We start from the raw sequence: 21,980 nt of genomic DNA, 5'->3' as shown, positions 1-21,980 counted from the left end.
ACAGAATTCGAACCTTTTATTAAATGATTTAAAGAAATTTACTAAGTGAATTCCTTATAAATTACAAAACTTTATATTTCAAATGCAATTTATATTTTTCTAGTTTTTAATCGATAGATCTGTTAAAAATTCAAATTTAGAATCCTTTAAATATCACAAATCTCACCTATTTTGGTAATCTAAATTGACTGCGTGTCACACGCTTTACTGATTTGATTTTTGATTTTTTCAATTCCTTTTTCTGTTGCATTGAATTCGAAGATGGTAATATGGTCCAAGGAATTTTTAATGGTGAACCAGCCCACTTCAGTCGCCAATTGTTCTTTCATGGACATCGCCAAAGCAAGAATATGCGTGCGAGGGTGAATGTCAAGTGAATATGTCTTTTCCATAAAAAGTACTTTTTGACACTGTGAATAAAATTAATATATTCAGAGTTATATTATTAAATTTTATTTATATTAGTAGTTTATAAGTTTCATTTTTTGATATAAAGTTTGAAGGACTTTGTTTTGTTACAGTTTTTTTTAATGAAACTATTGTTGATGGTTTTATTATTTCGTTTGTGATAGTTTTTTATTGATTTAAATTTAGTTTTTAAATATGATTAAAAAAATACTTATTGTTGATGATCATTTTATTGTAAGATCCGGAATGTCTCTTTTATTGGAAAATGAAATAGATAGTGTTCAAATTTTTGGAGCCAATGATTTTCAGGAAGCACTTGCTGAATGCGGAAAGGCTAGTTTCGATTTAGTGATATTGGACATTAATTTGCCTGGCGGGAAAAAATGTTATATGGTTGATGATTTACGAGAACTGCAAAACGATGTGAAAATATTAATTTTTTCTGCACATGAAGAGGAAATTTATGCTTTTCGTTATATCCAAGCCGGAGCCAATGGATATTTGAACAAGTTGAGCGATAGTGATACCATTGTTAAAGCTGTGAAAACAGTTTTGGAAGGAGGAAAATATATTTCAACTGATATTTTGGATAAATTTATTGCATTTTCCCAGCACAAAAGAGAAAGTAATAATCCTTTGGAAGATCTTACACATCGTGAATTTGAAATCGCGGAACTGCTTGTAAAAGGATATGGAAACCTTGAAATAGCCAATGAATTGGATATAAAAATGACCACAGTAAGCACCCACAAATTAAATATTTTTAAAAAGACACATATAACCAATATTATAGAATTATCTGAGCTTTTTAAAAAATTCAAAGGTTGACTAGTTCAAATCCGTTATTATTTCGATTTTAGAGCCTTTACCATCTTCGCTATAAAATTTTAAATCACCATGAAGTATATGAATTAGTTCTACAATCATATGTAGTCCGATTCCACTGTTTCTAAGCATTAGTTTCTCTGTAGATTGTTGATTGCTTAATTGATTGTAATATATTAAGTCTTCTTCTTTAAAGCCTTTTCCTGAATCTTCCACAACCACATATAGTTTTTTGTTTTTAATATGGCTATATACTTTAATTACGCCCTCTTCCGTGTTTTTTATTGCATTGTCAAGAATGTTATGAAGAATAACGGATAATATGTCCTTGTTTATTTTGGTGGTAACATTTTTGTCGATCTCATTTATTAAAATGTTATTGGAAGCTTCCGCAATTTCATGGAATAAATTGCATTTTGTCTGCACCAATTCCTTTAAAAAATAATCTGAATTCTCTGAAGAATTACCTCCAAAGAATATTTTGGAATAGGTTAATAGGCTATCTATGAAATTGAATAATTGGAGCGTTGATGAATAAACAGATTTTGTCATTTTCTTAAATTTTTCATCATCATAACTTTTAGATTCTTCATAAATATATTTATTGGTCATTGCCAAATATTTCAATGGACTCTTTATATCATGGCTTATGGTACCTATTAATTTTTTGTGTTGAATTATCTCTGTAGACAATTCGATTTTAGTTTTTTCTAAGTCCTTTATAATATCGTGTAATTGAGCCTTTTTACTCTTAAGGTCTTTTTCAGAAGCAATTATTTTTTTTAATGTGATGACATAATAAATACTTACGGTGCTGATTATTATTAATATAAAAAAAATATTTATAATAATTAAATTGTCTTTAATTTCCCGGGTACCATCACCAACAATATTAGAGAATCTATCTGCTGCTGCACCTAGTCTTTCACATATTAAACTGATTTCTGATGAAAGCTTATGTTTCGTTTGTTCATCTAATTTACCTGATTTAATTTTTTGATGAACTTCAATACCCATTGCATGAAGTTGATTTACTGATTCATCAGCATTTGTCCATTCTAAAATTGCTTTTTTTAGAAATGGAACGGAATTAAAATTCTTAAAAACCCAGATTAAATCATCCAAATCACCTTCCTTATTTCTCCCAGCTCTAAATCCTATTTTTGTGATGCTGTCATTTAAGTTTTTAGTTAAAGCGACTCTTGCAAACTGGTCTCCCAAAGGAACGCTTATTTCTTTATTGAACGATTCCCAACTTTTGTTGTTTTCGGTGTATAAATAAGTAATTAAATGGCGAGAGGCTTTATTCTGTCCTTTGGAATAATGGGATTCCCCGTTTATATATGCCCTTGATGCGGATAAAATTCTAATTGTGATGTAGTTTATGACGATTAATGATGTGCATGAAAAAAACAGTATAATATAGAGTAGGATTATATTGTGGTTTTTTGATTTTGGATTGTTCTTAGTTTCTGTCATTTCCTTTCATGTTTTTTTGGAATTGAAATTTAAGAAATTTAGTTAATTTTTTTGGCTTTTTTATAGTAAGAATGAACTGTATTTTAAAACTAGATTAATTCTGACAAAAATATAGTACTAATTTAATTTTCTTCTAGTACTAATTCTATGCAATTATCGGTTTTTGTTTGTGGGAATTTTTACCATACTCTTTTATAATGCAATAAATTTACTGTAGTAATAAGTTCTTTGAGTCACTATCCAATGTTATATGCGAAAAATACACATATAATAAATGTTCGTTAAAAGTTTTTTTATGTCCTAATATCGATTTGTTGTTAAAAAAAAGAGTTAGGAATCTGGTCTTATTTAAAAAGTTTAATTCTTTATTCTATGAGAAAAAAATACCCAAGCTTTTCGATTAATCAATTAGATCAATCCATTGCATTAGAAGTATTGATTAAAGGAGTGTTCAGAAGAATATTGCTTTCAATGATATTTTATGTATTTGCAACGACGACTATATCGGCTCAATGCAATACCGAAACTCCACTTCCTTTTATTGACAGCACTTTTGGCAATTTGTCGGCAACAAGTAGTCTTAGTGGTGTATGTTTGCTTTGTTCAGCTTCAAATGCATCAAGACTTATAGATGCTGATCTGAATAATTTTGCTACTGCGTCTGTTCCCATCGGTGTTGCTGGCTCCGCAAATTATAGAGTTACTGATAATGATACGGATTATCTTGCAGGTACTTATGCAGGATACAGGATTAACACTAGTGGATTGTTGAGTGTAAATTTATTGGGCTCCATTACAATCAGAACTTATTTGAATGGTGTCCTGAGAGAGACATCTACAGGGTCTTCGCTTTTGGGCGTAGGATTGCTCAATAGTTCCGGTAATAATTATGTATTAGGTTTCAATACGACAAAAAGCTTTGATGCGATTGAAATTTCCGTGGGAAGCTTAGTTGGCTTATTGAATATTCTTGATGTTTATTATCCTGTAATCAGAAATTATTGTGCAGGCCCAGCCTTAAGCTGCAATACTGCATCTCCAATGAATCTTCCGACTTATCCTGTGAGCTTAGAGGCTTCCCATACAGGCGTCTCGGGTGTTACTGTAGGCAATATTTTTAATGCTGAAAATGTGACTAGCTCCAGTACAGGAGATTATGCGACAATAACTTTAACGGCAGGTATTGCAAGTTCAGGCAGTATTTCGGTAAAAGATCAACTTACGGATTATCCAGCAGGTACTTATGCTGGTTTTGAAATCGAAAATTCTAATTTGCTAAATGTTTCCGCTTTAGGGAATATACGTATAACAACCTATCTAAATGGAGCGCCACAAGATCAATTCTCTGGGAATAATCTAGTTGTCAATGGTACTTTGCTAAATAATTCAGGTCGATATAAAGTAGGTTTTGTATCGACTAAATCATTTGATGAAGTTCAGATTTCAATTAACCAAACATTGGCTTTGAATTTGGGTTCAACAAGAGTCTATAGTGCAGTTTTTGAAAATTTCTGTGCCGGACCAGATTTGGTTTGTAATACACAAACAGGGATGGTGGCTCCAACTTATCCCGTATATATTAACGGCGTAAATACAGGTATTGATGGTTTGGTTTGTGCGCTTTGTTCTATAAATAATTCGGAGAATTTAATTGATCAAAATACATCAAATTTTGCTCAAATTAATTTAACGGCAAGTGTCGGAAACAGTGGCAGTATTTCGGTAAAGGATCAGATAACAGATTACCCTATCGGTTCTTTTGTTGGTTTTACTTTAGAGAATCCTTCATTGTTGAATGTAAATGCCTTAGATGCTCTTACTATAAGAACGTACCTCAATGGAGTACTTCAGGAAACTAAATTTGGAAATTCTGCATTGGCCGCAGTGGGAACCGATCTTTTGGTGGGAAGCAGTATACAGACTATTGGTTTTGTAACGACTAAATCTTTTGATGAAGCTCGCATTACTATAGCAAATACAGCAACGGTAAGTTTAGGTGTCGTAAATGTTTATAATGCTGTTTTTCAAAAATTGTGTCCGGTAACTTTAGAATGTAACAAGACTTATGCATTGACAAATCCAACATTTCCTGTAGTCATTGATAGCGGTAAGACAGGTGTTGATGGAGTAGCCTGCGTGGCTTGTGCCGTGAATAACACCAATAATGTATTGACAGCAAGCAATACAGATTTTGCTACTATTTTGGTTACGGCGGGAGTAATAACACCTGCTTCCATCGCTGTTCTGGATCAGCTATCTACATATCCAGTGGGAACTTTTGCCGGATTTACCATAAAAGATTTAAATAGTTTAATTCAGTTGGATTTATTTAGTTCTTTGACTATTTCCACATATTTGGATGGGGCTTTAAGAGAATCAAAAAGTGCTTTACAGTTACTGAATCTATCTTTATTGACACCTTATGGCTCAGGTTCGGGTATTTATAATGTAGGTTTCCAAGCGTCTCAAACTTTTGATGAAATCAGGATTAGTGTTGGGTCTCTTGCAAGTGTTATCAATGACATTAATGTATATGGAGCATTTATTAACACGGCAAGTACTAGTGGGGGGACATTATTTTGTGCCGTTATCGATGCTGTCGATGATCCTTTTTCGCCAATTGTTGGATCTATTGGTAACCCTAATTTAGGGAATGTATTGACAAATGATACTAAAGATGGAAATCCAGTCGCAATAAGTGACATTGACTTAACAGTAATTACTCCCGCTGTACCAATGACAGTTGGAGCACCAGTACCTTTTGTAGATCCTGTGACTGGTGTGGTGAGTATTCCTGCGGGAACTCCTGCGGGTAATTATACTATTACTTACCAAATTTGCTACAAATTAAATTCATTGACTTGTGATTCGGCTACAGTAACAGTAAATGTAACTGCAGCGGTAATTGATGCAGTAAATGACACCAACACAGGAACAATTTATGGAGCAACTGGAGGTAATGCAGGTATTAATGTTTATTCTAATGATACTTTAAACGGGAATCCGGTAAATCCATCGGATGTTGTTTTGACTTCTCTTCTAAATGGACCACTCACGGTAAATACTGACGGAAGTGTAATGGTAGCACCGAATACTCCAGGAGGAACTTATACTATAGATTATACTATTTGTGAAAAAATAAATCCTGCAAATTGTGATACAGCTACAGTTACAGTTTTTGTGTCTTCTTCAAGTATCGCTTTGGTAAAAGTTGGAGCAGTGGGAGGTAGCGGAATGGCCGGAGATTTGATTACCTATACTTTCACAGTGACCAACACTGGTAATACCACATTAAGTAATATTGTTATCGATGATGCTTTGACCAATAGTGTGAATTTGGCGGTAACTCCAAGCACATTGGCTCCAAATGCTGTAGGTACTGTAACTGCAACTTATACAATCCAGCAAGTCGATGTGAATACAGGGCAGGTGACTAACAGCGCCACGGTAACAGGAACTACTCCAACGGGTGGAACGGTGACTGATACTTCGGGAACAACGATTACAAATGATACCCCGACAATAACTACTTTGACTCCAAGCCCAAGTATTGCTGTGGTAAAAACTGGAGCGGTTAGCGGAACTGGAACAGTAGGAGATGTGATTACTTATACTTTTACGGTGACAAACACCGGGAATACTACATTGACTAACATTTTTATTGACGACGCATTGACTGCAAGTACAAACTTAGCAGTAACTCCAAGCACATTGGCTCCAAATGCTGTAGGGACCGCAACTGCTACTTATACAATCCAGCAAGTCGATGTGAATACAGGGCAGGTGACTAACAGCGCCACGGTAACAGGAACTACTCCAACGGGTGGAACGGTGACCGATACTTCGGGCACAACGATTGCCAACGATACCCCAACAGTAACCACTTTGACACCAAGTCCAAGTATTGCTTTGGTGAAAACTGGAGTAATAGGTGGAACCGGTGAAGTAGGTTATATAATCTCTTATACTTTTACGGTTACCAATACAGGAAATACCAGCTTGAGTAATATCTTCATTAATGATGCTTTGACAAACAGTGTGAATCTGATGGTGACTCCAAGTACATTAGTACCAAATGGAATAGGAACTGCAACGGCAAGTTATACTATTCAACAATCGGATATGGATACCGGCAAAGTGACTAACAGCGCCACTGTAACAGCAACTAAGCCAACGGGCGGAACGGTGACCGATACTTCTGGCACAACAATTATCAACGATACCCCAACTGAAACTATACTGACTCCAAATCCTAGCATTGCAGTGGTGAAAAGTGGATCGGTTGAAGGGTCAGGATCGGCAGGAGATATGATTACCTATACCTTCACTGTTACCAATACAGGAAATACCACATTAAGTAATATTGTTATCAATGATGTTTTGACGAACAGCGTGAATTTGGCGGTTAGCCCGAGCATATTGGCACCAAATGCCACGGGAACCGCTACCGTAACCTATACAATCAAACAATCCGATATTGATGCTGGGCAAGTGACCAATAGTGCCACGGTAACGGGAACTACACCAACGGGCGGAACTGTAACCGATACTTCGGGGACAACAATTACTACCGACACCCCGACAGTAACGCCGCTTACGCCAAATCCAAGCATCGCTTTGGTAAAAGTGGGCGCCGTAGGAGGAACAGGTACAGTAGGTGATGCTATCACTTATGGTTTTACAGTTACCAATACTGGAAATACCACCTTGAGCAATATCATTGTCAATGATGTTATGACGAACAGCGTGAATTTAGCGGTGACCCCAAGCATATTGGCACCAAATGCCACGGGAACTGCTACCGTAACCTATACAATCAAACAATCCGATATTGATGCTGGGCAAGTGACCAATAGTGCCACGGTAACGGGAACTACACCAACGGGTGGAACCGTAACCGATACTTCGGGGATAACAATTACGACCGACACCCCGACAGTAACGCCACTTACTCCAAATCCAAGCATCGCTTTGGTAAAAGTGGGCGCCGTAGGAGGAACCCGTACTGTAGGTGATTTGGTTACCTATACCTTCACTGTTACCAATACAGGAAATACCACCTTGAGCAATATCATTGTCAATGATGATTTGACCAATAGCGTGAATTTGGCGGTTAGCCCGAGCATATTGTCACCAAATGCCACGGGAACTGCTACTGCAACCTATACAATCAAACAATCCGATATTGATGCTGGGCAAGTGACCAACAGTGCCACGGTAACGGGAACTACACCAACGGGTGGAACTGTAACCGATACTTCGGGAACAACAATTACTACCGACACCCCGACAGTAACGCCGCTTACTCCAAATCCAAGCATCGCTTTGGTAAAAGTGGGCGCCATAGGAGGAACCGGAACTTTGGGTGATTTGATTGCCTATACCTTCACTGTTACCAATACTGGAAATATCACTTTGAGTAATATCATTGTCAATGATGCTTTGACCAATAGTGTAAATTTAGCGGTGACCCCAAGCATATTGGCACCAAATGCCACGGGAACTGCTACCGTAACCTATACAATCAAACAATCCGATATTGATGCTGGGCAAGTGACCAATAGTGCCACGGTAGCGGGAACTACACCAGCCAACGGAACAGTTACGGATATTTCAGGGACAACAATTACCAACGACACCCCAACAGTAACAACACTGAATGCACAGAGTAGTATTAAAATCATGAAAGAGGGTGTTTATGAAGATAAGAATAAAGATGGCATAGCAAATATAGGCGATGTTGTAAACTATACGTTTACGATAAGTAACACAGCTAATACTGCTATACGAAACATTACAATAAAAGATGATAATGTACCTACAGTTCGAGGGATTTTGAACATATTGGCCGCTGGTGCCTCTGATGGTATCACTTTCACGGCAGTGTATCCAATTACAAATACAGATATAGCATTAGGATATGTTTATAACTCAGCTTTAGCATCAGCGATTTCTTCCGCAAACGCAACAATTACAGCTTTTTCAGAAGATCCTACTCCGTGTATTGTATGTCCAACAAACTCTAATTGCCCGACTTGTACAATAACCGCTATCCCTCAAGCGCCTTCTATAGCAATTGTAAAAAAAGCGGTCTTTGATGATAATAATGGAGATGGGTATGCAGAAATAGGAGAAACAATAAGTTATTCCTTCACAGTTATGAATACTGGAAATCTACCTCTTACAAATGTCACCCTTACTGATGCTTTACCAGGAATTGTAATTATGGGTGGGCCAATAGACTTAGCAGTAGGAGCAACAGATGGTGCATCGTTTCATGGCCTTTATCATTTAACTCTGCAAGACATTATCAAAGGAACTGTAAGCAATCAGGCTTTAGTGAAAGGAACAACCCCGTCTGGAGTAGAAGTTGTCGATATGTCAGATGATGATAGTCCTTTACAAGATGAACCTACAGTTTTGGGCATTGATGGTTGTAGTCTGGAAGTATTTAATGCTGTATCTCCTGATGGTGATGGTTTAAATGATTTCTTCCGCATTCTAGGCATAGAATGTTATCCAAAAAACACAGTGGAAATCTTTAATCGTTGGGGAGTTAAGGTATATGAGGCCGAAGGGTATAATAACGATACTGTAATTTTTAGCGGTATTTCTGAGGGGAGGGTAACAGTCAATAAATCGGAAGGGTTACCAAGCGGGACATATTTTTATATTGTTAAGTACGAAGATTTTAGTGGTAATGGAATTGATAAATCGGGTTATTTGGATTTAAGCAGAGATTAATTTAAAAATTTTCGAGTCATCATTATTATTTCTTCAGATAAAAAAAAACAATAAATATCTACATATGAAAAACCTAGTAATTATTTTATTGTTAGTGAATATATCGATATATGCACAACAAGACGCCCAATATACAAATTACATGTATAATACAATTAATATCAATCCTGCATATGCAGGCAGTCGCGGAGTGACCAGCATTTTCGGCTTGCATAGAACCCAATGGGTAGGACTTGATGGAGCCCCAGTAACCAATACGCTCTCAGTAAATACTCCAATCGAAAATTCAAATATAGGCGTTGGGTTGTCTTTTGTAAATGACAGAATTGGGGCATCAGACGAGTCTTCAATTTCTGCCGATGTATCTTATACCATTCAAACTTCGAGTGTTTATAGATTGTCAGTAGGACTGAAAGGAACAGCCCATTTGTTGAATGTAGATTATACAAAACTGAATCGATACAATTTGAATGATCCAAAATTTCAAAATAATATTGACAATGAATTTTCACCCAATATCGGTGCAGGACTTTATTTTTACTCAGACAAACTTTATTTAGGGTTGTCAGTTCCTAATTTTCTGGAAACCAATCTTTATAACGATAATGCTTCGGCGACTTCATTAGAGCGTATGCACTATTATTTGATAGGAGGTTATGTTTTTGATTTAAGTTCCAGCATTCAATTCAAACCTGCCTTTATGTGTAAAACAACTGCGGGTTCTCCATTGCAAGTAGATTTATCAGCAAATTTTTTATTTAATGAAAAATTTGTTTTGGGTGCAGCATGGAGGTGGGATGCAGCCGTGAGTTTTATGGCCGGCTTTCAAGTCAGTCAGGGGTTGTATATTGGATATGGTTATGATTTAGAGACAACCAAATTAGCCAATTACAATTCGGGTTCGCATGAAATATTTTTGCGATTTGAGTTGTTCAAAAAACAAGAGAGAGTTGTATCACCTAGATTTTTCTAAAAAACGAGACGATTATGAAAAAAATAACTACCTATTATATTGTGTTTATCATTTGTGTGGTGAATGTATATTCGCAAAAGTCAAGTTTAGCTAAAGGAGATAAAGAATACAGCCAATTTGCCTATGTTGATGCCATAAAAACGTATGAACGACTGTTTGAGAAAGGATACAAATCAGCAGATATTATAGAAAAATTAGGAAACTCCTATTATTTTAAAGCAGATTTGCAGAATGCCGCCAAGTGGTACGGCGAATTATATTCTTTGGCTCCCGATTTAAGTCCAGAATATTATTATCGTTATGCACAATCCTTAAAAGCAATTAAAGAGTATGATACCGCTGATCAAATGATGGCAAAATTCAGTCAAATGAATACTAATGAGCGAAGAGCAAAATTAGCAATTGAACAAAAAGACTATTTGGCTATAATCAAGAAAAATTCTGGACGATATACTATAGAAAATGCCGGAATTAATACTGAATATTCTGATTTTGGAAGTTCTTTTTTTGGAGACAAAATAGTTTTTAGCTCAGCCAGACCCAATGGAAGAATATACGAAAGAAAGGATTCTTGGACAGGTGAAGGTTACACAAACCTCTATATGGCCGATAAAAACGAGTATGAAACACTCTCAACAGCTGAACATATTTCTGGAAATATTAACTCTAAGTTCAATGAATCAACAGCTGTTTTCACAAAAAATGGCGAAACTGTTTATTTTACCAGAAACAACTATTTAGAAAAAAAAGGAAAAGATAAAGACGGAACCATATTACTGAAAATATATAGAGCAACATTAAAGAAAGGGACTTGGGAGAATATAACGGAATTACCGTTTAATAGTGACAATTACAATGTGGCACATCCTGCTTTAAGCCCAGATGAGAAATATTTATATTTTGCATCTGATATGCCAAGTACTTTAGGACAATCGGATATTTTTAAAGTGGCCATTAATCTTGACGGCAGTTTTGGAACACCCGAAAACCTAGGCGATATCATTAATACGGAAGGGAGGGAAACATTTCCATTTATTACAGAAGACAATGAACTTTATTTCGCTTCAGATGGACATCCGGGTCTAGGTGGCCTTGACGTATTTGTCTATAAAGTAGAAAATGAAAAGTGGTATAAAAAAGTATTAAATGTGGGTGAAACATTGAATAGTCCCAAAGATGATTTTGGTTTCTTGATTAATTCAGTTACACGACTTGGTTATTTTACCTCCAATAGGGACGGAGGTGTGGGTAATGATGACATTTATAAGTTCAAAGAACTTAAAAAAATACAATATCCTTGTGAACAATTTTTAGCTGGAAAAGTAACCGATAAAGCATCGGGAATATCACTTGATGGATCAAAAGTAACTTTGTTTGATAGCGAGTATAAAATGCTAAAAGTAGTCATGGCTAATAACAAGGGAGAATTTGATTTTGGACCAGTTGGATGTAATACCAAATATTACATTAAAGCAGAAAAGGAAGCCTACAATACTATTGAAGTACCAGTGGTTATTGCAGGTGAATCCGGAACAACATTCGTGCCATTGATGTTGGATAAATCAGTTAAGGAATTAAAAATTGGTGATGATTTAGCAATAGTATTAGAATTAAAAACAATTCTATTTGATTTGAATAAATCTAACATTCGACCTGACGCAGCTATAGAATTAGCTAAAATTTTGGATGTAATGCAACAAAATCCAAACATAAAAGTAGATATTCGATCCCATACTGATTGCAGAAATACTGCGGATTATAACAAAAAGCTGTCTGATCGAAGAGCAAAATCAACAATGGCATGGTTAGCAAAAAATGGAATTAACAAAAAGCGCTTGACTGCAAAAGGATACGGAGAATCCCAGTTGCTTAATAAATGTTCTGATGGTGTTAAATGTTCGGAAGCTGAACATCAAGTCAACAGAAGAAGTGAATTTATTATAGTTAAGTAATAGACCCCACAAGGTTTCCTTTATAAAAAGTTTAATCTTTTGGACTTAAATTTAAAAGTAAAAAAGAGTCTTGTAGATGCTATTATAATTTAATGATTATTTTAGAGAGTAGAATGTAATAAAAAAGTCTGTAAATGTTAAGATTTACAGACTTTTGATTTGATTTGAAAATGAATTTGTGGGATAGCCACGGTAACAATTAGAGATCTTATTCCTATATTAATGTTTATTGATAGCCAATCAGATAGACCAGATATAATCAGTTTTTTTCAGACTTCCTCTTTACTTTTATTGAATTGACTTTATCTAAGTTTGATTTCGATATAGCACGCCTAAAAAGGGAACTATTTTGTCATTAAAAACTATTTTTTTACTATCCTTATTTCAATTTTGAAGTAGATCATTATTTCTTGTTTAGAAAAATAAAATCTGAATTTTATATTAGAAGTGGTATTTTGCTGCAATACATACATTTCTTCCCGATGCATTAATGCCCGACGCAAAAACGCGATACTGTAGGTCTAAAATATTTTCAATTCCGGCATAAACAGACAGATTTTTATCGACATTAAAAGATGTTTTGAAATTAATGGTTTGCCATGATGGCATACCTCCTTTTGGGGCATATTTTTCATTGTCTTCCCCATTCATGGAATAATATCTAATATCTTTCTTGCCATTAAATAACATATAGAAATCCAGGAGCATCACTTTATTTTCATATTTCAGTCCTGTTTTTCCATATATTGGAGAAATATGATCCAACGGAGTATTCCCCGCATGATCTAGTATTTCCCCTTTGGTAAAAGTTACCATACCGTAAATTATCAGTGGCTTTGTGATAGCCGTATTCAGGGTGGAAGAAAAACCTCCTATATAAGCATTTCCTTTATTTTGCATAGCAAATATCCCGCTTTCAACTCCTTCGTAAATTATTGAATTCTTTCCATTATACAAAAAATGATCTGTAACAATGGCATCAAAAAGGCGAGTGTAATAAATAGTATTATCGAACTGAATTCCCCTTCCCTGTCCAAATTTTAAACTCAAATCAGCTGTTACTGATTTCTCTGGAGCAATATCTGGATTAGGTACAATCAAAGTTCCAGGTACTGATTCGAAAAGCTTTCCCAAATCATCCACGTTTGGAACTCTGTAACCAGAAGCCAAATTGAAAACCAATTTAGTACTCTTAATGTCCTTCGAAATTCCGGCAGAACCGCTATAAGTGAAGTTATTCTGCTGTATAATATCATATGGAAGTTGAAAAAAAGAATTATTAGAAATAGTGCTTTTTAAGGAAGAATAACCTGTACGCATTCCTAAATTATAGAAAGTAGTTTCGTTTATTTTTTCATTATAAGTTACAAAAATATCTGTTCTTAAAGTCTGATTTATACCGTTTGGGTAACGAGTATCTGTCGGAGTTACAATGCCAGTAATTCGATTTGAACTAGTAGCAGTCGAATTCAAATCATCATAAAAGAATTCTGCTCCGTAAAGAAAATCACCCTTAACTAATTTTCTTCTGAAATCTGCATTAAAAGCAAATACGTTTACTTTTTCAACTTGATTTTTGATTTTATCATCGTTAAATTTTCTTGAGATCCTGCTTTCTTCAATGTTTTGGTAGCTCACTCCAAGATTCATATCACTGTTAAATAAGGAATTTTGTTTCGAAAATTTATAAGCTGAGAGAAATCTTTTTTGCGGGCCATAATTCCAAACAGCATATTTCAGCCCCGAACCCGATGGATCTGTAAGACGATCATATCTTGGTATATCTGAAGAAATCGAATACTGCAGATTCAAGCTGTGCTGAATATATTCATCCTGTTGAAAAATTATCTTTTGCATTCCATTATATTGCTTATATCCCGAAAATTTCTGAATAAGCGGACTCCCATTCTTTACCAGATAATCGACATTATTCAAAGTTTCAACATATTGAGGACGCTCGCCAAAGGATCCATTCCTTTTACTATAATTTCCTCCCATTCTCAAATCGTTATAACTATTGTAAGAGAAAGACGATAGAGAACTCCATCTTTTACCTGCAATATTAAAATCAAAATATTGTGTTAAACCCTTATTGGAACTATTATATCTTACCATTGAATTTCCTGAAAACATTTTGTTGTTTGTTTGGGACAGAAACATGGGATTTTTTGTTTTCATATTAATAACACCACCCAACGCATCACTGCCATAAATAGTAGATGCTGGTCCAAAAAGCACATCAATCTGTTTCAGCGAGTTTTCGTCGACCGTAATTATATTCTGTAAATGTCCTGCTCTGTAAATAAGGTTGTTCATTCTGATTCCATCGACAAGAAGCAGAATCTTATTGGCTTCAAACCCGCGTAACACAGGACTACCTCCCCCTTGTTGAGACTTCTGAACAGATACTGTACCTGTGTTGGCTAGTAGATCGGCAGTATTTTGACTTTTTTGAAATTCTATTTCCTTTTGCGAAATGTGTTCAATATCTTGAGTGGACTTGGTGTAGCGTTCTGTGATTATATGTATTTCTTTTAATTTTCGTGCCTCTGTAGTATCGGCAATTTCTTGTGAATAAGATTTAATGCCTATAAAGAACATTGTTAAAATGCATAACTTTCTCATTTATTGATATTATTATTATTATAAAAATATAGAGGTCAATATTTAATTACATATAATTTGTTTGTGTGAAATATTTTCAGACTTAACCATTTTTTTTATTAGGTTATTGAAAATCGTGTTTTTATTTTGAGAACGGTTTATTCTATATGAGAACTCATTAAAATAGCGTTCAATATTCCTTTCACTTACCCATGAATATGTTGTTCTTATGCAAGTTTTGATTTGATAAATCATCGTATGCAAAGCCTTAAAGTTTGCTCCTGATTCACTTGGGATTTGTGTAATATTATAATCTTTAGAAATTGGTCTATATCCTTTCCAATTGTCTGTGGTTATTTTTGCTTGTTTACTAATGTGCTTGTCGAATATTCCACTTAGTGATTTTGCCGAAAAGTTCTTTATTTTCAAAGCATAAAATCGTTTTACTTTTCCATCATCAGTTAATTCTACTGCACAAACAGACTTTTTCTTTTTACTATCGTAACTTCTTCCCTGTTTAGATTCCTCATGTCCTCCAACTACAAATTCATCTACATGCACAATGCCATCGATAGGATTATTTCTACTAGATTTCATCGCTTCTCTTACCTTATGCATAAATAATCTTGCGGTATTTTCCTGAACCCCATAACGAACACTTATTTGCATCGCCGAAAGACTTTTTGTAGTAGTTGACATTTCAAAACAAATGAAAAATGCCTTTCTTAAACCAAATTTTACTTTGTGAAATAAGGTGTTGGTTGTACTAGATTCTGTATCACTACAAATGTTACAGGTGCGTGAAAAATCCCTACGAACTTGGCTTTTCTTATGACCACATTTTCTGCAAATATATCCCTCTTCCCACTTCAAAATAGACAAGTATTCTTTACAATCTTCATCTGTTTTAAAGCGTTAAGCGAACTCTATGAGGCTTTGACCTTTAAAAATATTCATAAATAAACGTTTTTATTGAATCTAAAGATATGAAACTAAATAATGACCTCTAAAAAATTAAAAAGCATAACGTTGTGGTCCACCACGTCTTATTTCTTCACTACAATTTGTTTCATATTTTTTGAAGTTTTCTCTAAAAGCATTAGATAATTTAAAAGCCATTTGATAATAAGCTTCATCATCGTTCCATGTAGTTCTTGGGCTTAAGACATTAGTTGGTACACCTGGACATGACCTAGGTTGTGCTACACCAAATACCGAATCAATATGGTAAGTATCGTAGCTATACAATCCTAAGTCTCCATTTAAAACCGCATTTATCATCGCTCTGGTATATTTTAACTTCATACGAGTTCCTACACCATAAGGCCCACCTGTCCAACCCGTGTTTACCAACCAAACATTTACACCCGAAGAAAGCATTTTTTCGCTTAACATTTCGGCATATTTCGCTGGATGCAATGGCATGAATGGAGCACCAAAACAAGCTGAAAATGATGGTTGTGGTTCTATAACCCCTGCTTCGGTTCCAGCAACTTTGGCTGTGTAACCAGACATAAAATGATAAGCGGCTTGATTAGGTGTCAATTTTGAAATAGGAGGCAGCACCCCAAACGCATCCGCCGTTAAGAAAAAAATGTTTTTCACATTTTCACTAATAGAGGGGACTTTAATATTTTCAATAAAATCTATAGGATAACTCACTCGGGTGTTCTGAGTTATAGATGTGTCTTCAAAATCTACGTGTCCCTTAGAATCTAAAATAACATTTTCAAGAATGGCTCCTTTTTTAATAGCATCATAAATTTCTGGTTCATGGTCTCTCGATAGATTAATAACTTTGGCATAACAACCACCTTCAAAATTAAAAACCTTGTTATCTTTTGTCCAACCATGCTCATCATCTCCAATTAAACTTCTGTTAGGGTCTGTAGATAATGTTGTTTTTCCAGTACCAGAAAGTCCAAAGAAAATAGCTGTATCTCCATTTTTACCAATATTAGCACTGGAGTGCATTGGGAGAGTTTCTTTATAAACCGGAAGAATAAAATTTAGTGCTGAAAAAATACCCTTCTTTATTTCTCCTGTGTATCCCGTCCCCCCAATTAAGGCCATTTTTCTTGTAAAATCTAAGATGGCAAAATTAGGCTGTCTTGTACCATCTTCAGCTGGATTAGCCATAAAACCAGGTGCATTAATAACAGTCCATTCTGGAATAAAATCATCTAGTTCGTTCTCTGTAGGTCGCAGAAACATATTATATGCGAACTGATTACTCCATGGGAATTCATTTATAACTCTAATATTTAATCTATAATCTTTGTCTGCGCAGGCATAACAATCTCTCACAAAAATTTCCTTATTAGATAAATAAGCAATAACCTTGTCATAAAGTTTTTTAAACTTATCAGAATCAAAAGGTATGTTTATTTTTCCCCACCAAATTAAATCTTCAGTAATAGCATCCTTAACGATAAATCTATCTTCTGGTGAGCGACCAGTAAATTTTCCTGTATTTACAGCCAAGGCGCCTGAAGAAGCCTCAATAGCTTGTTCTTTTTCAATAGATAAATCATGAAGTTCTTCTGGCGAAAGTTGATATTGTACATTTGCATTTTTGATTCCATAGTTTTCCAACGAAATCGTTTTCAATAATTGATCGTAATTTCTCATAAATTTTAATAAAATATATCATTTTTAACATTACTATCATAAATAATTATAACATTCCTAATATTTAAGATATTATTTTCACAGCTAAGCAATTTAATTGCATTTTTATTTTTGGTAAGAATATTTATTTGTTACATATTCTTCTCAATTACAGTCATTAAGAATACCATCTTCTCCTTTTTTTGGATTAGTTCTTAATAATAAGACTTTTTAAACCAATAGTAATCCCCTCTTTGTTGGTTAACTTCAAAAGATATAAACCACTAGATTGATTCATTAACTTGATTACTTTTTTATTTTCTTCAATAGTTTCCAAATTTGAATGCTTAACCAAATTGCCTAATGTATCATATAAATAGTAGTTGGCAGGATCACATTCTTTTGAATTATAACTAACGTACAATATATCAGATGCTGGATTTGGGCTTATTACTATATTATGTAATACTTGATTTTCTACGGAATCTTCTAAAGTTTTGTTTTTATCATTTACATTCTTTGCCGCTAGATTATTGGAGGGTATTGTTATATTATAATCTTCAACCTCTCCTTGTTGTGTACCACAAGTCTCAGGATTAATTACTCCAGTATTAGAATAATTCTTTCTTATGCGCATTTTTAATGTTTTATCTTTTACGGCACTAGCAGGAATATTAATTGTTCCTGTGGATTCCCCTGTATGATAATTATTAGGAGCTGCGAATGCCGTCATATTGATTTCTTCTGCTGCATCATAAAAATCTCCGTCTTTATTGAAGTCAATCCACACAGCTACATTATGGTCATTCCATGAATTATAAAAAGGGGTTGTTATCTTAATATTATAATTAGTATCCGCTTGCAACTCTATTTCGTCGTTATAATGGGTATACTGGTTTGATATATAACTATTATAACTACTTTCTTTAGTAAAGATATTTTTAGCAGTAGCATTATTAGTTATATCAACTTTTCTGATATCAGAATAGAGATTGGGAGCTGCTGCTAGTTCACCATTGGCATCACAGTAATCGGGTAATATAATTACATCATATTCTTCTACCTCCCCTACCTGCGTATCACAAATATTTGGATTAATAACATTATCCTCATTGGCAACATTTCTTATACGCATTTTTAAATACTCATTTTCCACAGCTCCCTCAGGTATAACAATAATTCCGGAACTAAAACCATTCCAATTATCAACTTGTCCTGCTCCCTGAAGATCTTCCATAACAATCTCTTCACCAGCATCGGTAAAATCTCCATCTCTATTAAAGTCTATCCAAGCTCCAACTTTTTGATGGTCATAAGCAGTACCAAACCCAAAAAAACGTACTGTTACACCTAAGGTGTTAGTTTCTCTCTTTTTTAATTTTATGGGAGCATTTGTATAATAAAAATATTCTCCTTGACTATACTGAGAATCGTTACTAAAGTCATTAACATTGTCTATTTCAACTTTTGTTATATATGGTTGCCAAGCCATATTGGCTTCTCTTTCTCCATTTGCTACACAATAGCTTGAAGCACGTATTTTATACATAAATCCATAAGTTTCACTATATTCAACAACTTTATTATCAGTAAAATATGCCTTTACCTTAAAATATATACTATCCCCTATAACTGCATTTGGTGCCAGAGCAGTATCTGACATCCATTCATTATTATTTGGATTTCCCAATATGGTCATTTTAATATTATTGTTGTAAGTACGACTATTAATAGAGTACTGCACGTTAACACTATCTATGGCGAATACTGCACTTTCAATTTTTGCTTTTACGCGCTGAGGCATCCCTACGGCTGGAAAAACATCTGTTGGTGTATTGGTAATGCTTGTTTTTATTATTTTAGGGTAATCTTCTTTCTCAGCAAGAGGTACTTCCCACAATCCCCTACCCCAAGTAGCTGCTCTTAAAGTATTTGCACCTGTAACTATAGCCAAATCCCTAATAGCAACATTGGGCAGATTATTATCAAATACTTGCCAGTTATCATTACTTTCCCAATTTCTTGTATAGACTCCTCGCTCGGTCCCCACATAAATATTCAAATACCTATCTACAACCACGCTATGAATGGGCATTTGGTTTAAATCATGCGTAATACTGGTCCAGGTAACTCCATTATCTGATGATTTATAGACTTTATCATTTCCATCTTCATGATTCCCATAAACAACAACAATCCTACCTGGACTCATTGGGTAAAATGCCACATCTGTAATGGCCGTGGTGGGTAAACCATTTCTAATATCCTCAAATGTAACTCCATCATCTGTTGATAATCTTATTTTCTCGTTATGAGTAACAATAATATCAGAGTTAAATTCTGAGATGGCCGCAACATCAATAGCATTTGCTGTTCCTTCACCAAAAATATTGGTACTAACAGCCTCCCAAGTTTCGCCAAAATCATTGCTCTTATGGATGTCGTCCGTAAAGCTATAAACAGTCATTTGATCATGAGGATCTATGAGCAATGGGGCCACCCAATCACCATCTTTATCCTTACCTTCCGGGGTAACATTTTTCCTGTTTTTTCCTCCGTCTATTGTTCTGTATCGGTTCCCATATTGAGAACTAGCAATCGCCCACTTATCATTTAATGGATGAATAACAGATGCTCCGCCATCACCTTGTGAAAACTCTATCCATCCGTTTTCATCCCTTAAACTAGAACCTGCATCTTGGGCGCCACAAACAGTAACATCTGCATTGGATTGGCTAACTGAAAGCGCATAGTTTTGCCTTATGCTTTGCCCTTCAAATAATTTCCATTCTAATTTGTTGTTGTTCCACGTACTTTTAGCTAAAAAGCCATCGGTACTAACCCAAAAATTATTATTAATAAATTTACCTCTTCTTATATCGGCATGTACATAATCTTTATTGTTTGCATAATCTTCATCTCCCCTGTCCCATTTTGTATTCTCAGCGAAAGTAACCCCTTTGTCGTCACTGTAATACACATTTTGTCCCATAACAATCATTTTCTCACTATCGTCATCACTTACACAAACACCTCCTAACAATAATTTTTCTGGCATATCTTTTCGTTGCCTTGTCCAAGTGTCTCCTTTATCTGTTGATCTCCATAAGCCTTCCTCACTATAAGCAAAGACACAATCAGCACAGTCAGCACTTACATCAATAGACGGTTCTGATTTACTTCCATCCAACCTACCCTTCATTTGTTTAAACGTTAGCCCTCTATCGTCTGAACGATAAAGAACAGTATTATAGGGTGTGCTTACATACATAACTTCATCATCTGTTGGGTGAAAAACAATATCTTTTACATCAATACCTGCAGCTCCAACACCAATAACACTATATCCTGCTGTAGTTGCTAAACAATCGGTTGATCTATAAAGTCCTTCGGTTGTTCCTACAAAAACTAGGTTGTCTTTATCAGGATGAAAAGCTATTTTAAATACCTTACCATTATTACCTAAACCGGCCCAGTTTAAATTATTGGGATTAAAATTTGTTACATTCCATGTAAGCCCTCCATCTCTAGACTCATAAATACCTTCCGATGTATAGTTCTTGGCGTTTTGTACATTAATCAAAATATGATTGATGTCGTCTGGGTCAACTGCTATGGTATTAACCCCTGTTGCTACCAATGCATCTGTGGTACACGCCCAAGTATCACCACTATCTATTGAGCGCCAAAAACCACCACTTATTGAACAAACGTACATGGTCTGCTCATTGGCACTTACATAAAAATCTTCAATCCTACCTAAGCCAACACTTTGATGAGAACCTACCGTACCTATTCTATCAGGTCCTCGAGCTACCCAAGGCTCACTTTGCATTATCTTATTAGAACTGGACCTTTTTGAAAATATTGATTGGGATTTTGCTTTTGCAGAGGTATTAAATACGGCATATAAATCGACATTGTTCCTCACTCCCGTTGGGTAATAGCTACTTTCGTTCTCATAAACCCAGCGTTGGTATTGTTTATAACCTGAGCCTTTTTCATGTTTTTTTCCAGGCCCCAATCCATCAAAATACCTTTCGGCTTCTTTTACAACATCATAAAAATTAACGTTATTATCGTACATCATACTCTTATATTCTTGCGCATTAAGCCCTAAAGTAATTATGCTAAAACAAAGCATTAGGTTGTGTTTGATTTTTTTCATTGGTAAATTGGTTATGTTAATAATTTAGTTGATTTTAAAATTAAAGAGCTTATTATATTTTTTTTTAAAAATTATATTTAAAATCTCTATTGATATTTTACTAGCTTGTTTCAACTAGTTTTGCTTTTTCCATAAGTAATATAAGTCCTTCCAATGGAATACCTTTTTCATCGGTAATTGTTTAGAGTCTTATTTTAGTACAAAATTGCTTTTTTCG

The 21,980-nt window shown here is 34.8% G+C and carries 9 protein-coding genes and 1 pseudogene; 4 read left to right on the top strand and 6 right to left on the bottom strand.

All coding sequences use genetic code 11. The features are described from left to right. Nucleotides 1-179 precede the first annotated feature (179 nt). The gene (locus B0E44_RS05370; protein ID WP_077371212.1) at nt 180-392 is read right to left on the bottom strand and encodes a hypothetical protein; all 213 of its coding nucleotides are present in this window, start codon (nt 390-392) and stop codon (nt 180-182) included. Between the two features lie 211 nt (nt 393-603). On the opposite strand from B0E44_RS05370, the gene B0E44_RS05365 reads away from it, so the two are divergent. After that, nucleotides 604-1,236, top strand: a complete 633-nt coding sequence (locus B0E44_RS05365; RefSeq protein WP_077371210.1) for a response regulator transcription factor — start codon at nt 604-606, stop codon at nt 1,234-1,236. Here the strand turns inward: B0E44_RS05365 and B0E44_RS05360 are convergent, their stop codons facing one another. Then, the gene (locus B0E44_RS05360) at nt 1,237-2,712 is read right to left on the bottom strand and encodes a HAMP domain-containing sensor histidine kinase (protein WP_077371208.1); all 1,476 of its coding nucleotides are present in this window, start codon (nt 2,710-2,712) and stop codon (nt 1,237-1,239) included. 372 nt (nt 2,713-3,084) lie between these two features. Between B0E44_RS05360 and B0E44_RS05355 the strand changes: the two genes are divergently transcribed. The 3 genes from B0E44_RS05355 to B0E44_RS05345 all read left to right on the top strand — a co-directional run bounded on the left by B0E44_RS05355 (nt 3,085) and on the right by B0E44_RS05345 (nt 12,381). Continuing rightward, nucleotides 3,085-9,456, top strand: coding sequence for a gliding motility-associated C-terminal domain-containing protein (locus B0E44_RS05355; RefSeq protein ID WP_077371206.1), 6,372 nt, complete (start codon nt 3,085-3,087; stop codon nt 9,454-9,456). Nucleotides 9,457-9,520: 64 nt separating this feature from the next. Next, nucleotides 9,521-10,429, top strand: a complete 909-nt coding sequence (locus tag B0E44_RS05350) for a type IX secretion system membrane protein PorP/SprF (RefSeq protein WP_077371204.1) — start codon at nt 9,521-9,523, stop codon at nt 10,427-10,429. A gap of 14 nt (nt 10,430-10,443) precedes the next feature. After that, nucleotides 10,444-12,381 (top strand): OmpA family protein, encoded by a 1,938-nt coding sequence (locus B0E44_RS05345; protein WP_077371202.1) that lies wholly within the window; start codon nt 10,444-10,446, stop codon nt 12,379-12,381. Between the two features lie 441 nt (nt 12,382-12,822). Here the strand turns inward: B0E44_RS05345 and B0E44_RS05340 are convergent, their stop codons facing one another. The 4 genes and pseudogenes from B0E44_RS05340 to B0E44_RS05325 all read right to left on the bottom strand — a co-directional run bounded on the left by B0E44_RS05340 (nt 12,823) and on the right by B0E44_RS05325 (nt 21,763). Further along, nucleotides 12,823-15,006: a TonB-dependent siderophore receptor gene (locus B0E44_RS05340; RefSeq protein WP_077371200.1), complete on the bottom strand. Its 2,184-nt coding sequence runs from the start codon at nt 15,004-15,006 to the stop codon at nt 12,823-12,825. A gap of 42 nt (nt 15,007-15,048) precedes the next feature. Beyond that, nucleotides 15,049-15,942, bottom strand: a pseudogene (locus tag B0E44_RS05335) (IS1595 family transposase). A gap of 57 nt (nt 15,943-15,999) precedes the next feature. Further along, nucleotides 16,000-17,616 carry a phosphoenolpyruvate carboxykinase (ATP) gene (pckA, locus tag B0E44_RS05330; RefSeq protein WP_077371198.1) on the bottom strand — a complete coding sequence of 539 codons (1,617 nt, stop codon included), beginning with the start codon at nt 17,614-17,616 and terminating at the stop codon, nt 16,000-16,002. Nucleotides 17,617-17,803: 187 nt separating this feature from the next. Next, entirely contained in the window at nt 17,804-21,763 is a 3,960-nt protein-coding gene (locus tag B0E44_RS05325; protein ID WP_077371196.1) for a GEVED domain-containing protein, read from the bottom strand. Nucleotides 21,764-21,980 lie beyond the last annotated feature (217 nt).

This window comes from Flavobacterium sp. A45, assembly GCF_002001005.1.
Taxonomy (GTDB): Bacteria; Bacteroidota; Bacteroidia; order Flavobacteriales; family Flavobacteriaceae; genus Flavobacterium.
The sequence above is the reverse complement of the archived record's forward strand: the minus strand, read 5'-3'. Positions and strand labels throughout refer to the sequence as shown.

Bases quoted from the DNA above. Each gene is read 5' to 3' on its own strand.
- B0E44_RS05370 (WP_077371212.1), bottom strand. From the start codon at position 392: ATGGAAAAGACATATTCACTTGACATTCACCCTCGCACGCATATTCTT.
- B0E44_RS05365 (WP_077371210.1), top strand. From the start codon at position 604: ATGATTAAAAAAATACTTATTGTTGATGATCATTTTATTGTAAGATCC.
- B0E44_RS05360 (WP_077371208.1), bottom strand. From the start codon at position 2,712: ATGACAGAAACTAAGAACAATCCAAAATCAAAAAACCACAATATAATC.
- B0E44_RS05355 (WP_077371206.1), top strand. From the start codon at position 3,085: ATGAGAAAAAAATACCCAAGCTTTTCGATTAATCAATTAGATCAATCC.
- B0E44_RS05350 (WP_077371204.1), top strand. From the start codon at position 9,521: ATGAAAAACCTAGTAATTATTTTATTGTTAGTGAATATATCGATATAT.
- B0E44_RS05345 (WP_077371202.1), top strand. From the start codon at position 10,444: ATGAAAAAAATAACTACCTATTATATTGTGTTTATCATTTGTGTGGTG.
- B0E44_RS05340 (WP_077371200.1), bottom strand. From the start codon at position 15,006: ATGAGAAAGTTATGCATTTTAACAATGTTCTTTATAGGCATTAAATCT.
- pckA (WP_077371198.1), bottom strand. From the start codon at position 17,616: ATGAGAAATTACGATCAATTATTGAAAACGATTTCGTTGGAAAACTAT.
- B0E44_RS05325 (WP_077371196.1), bottom strand. From the start codon at position 21,763: ATGAAAAAAATCAAACACAACCTAATGCTTTGTTTTAGCATAATTACT.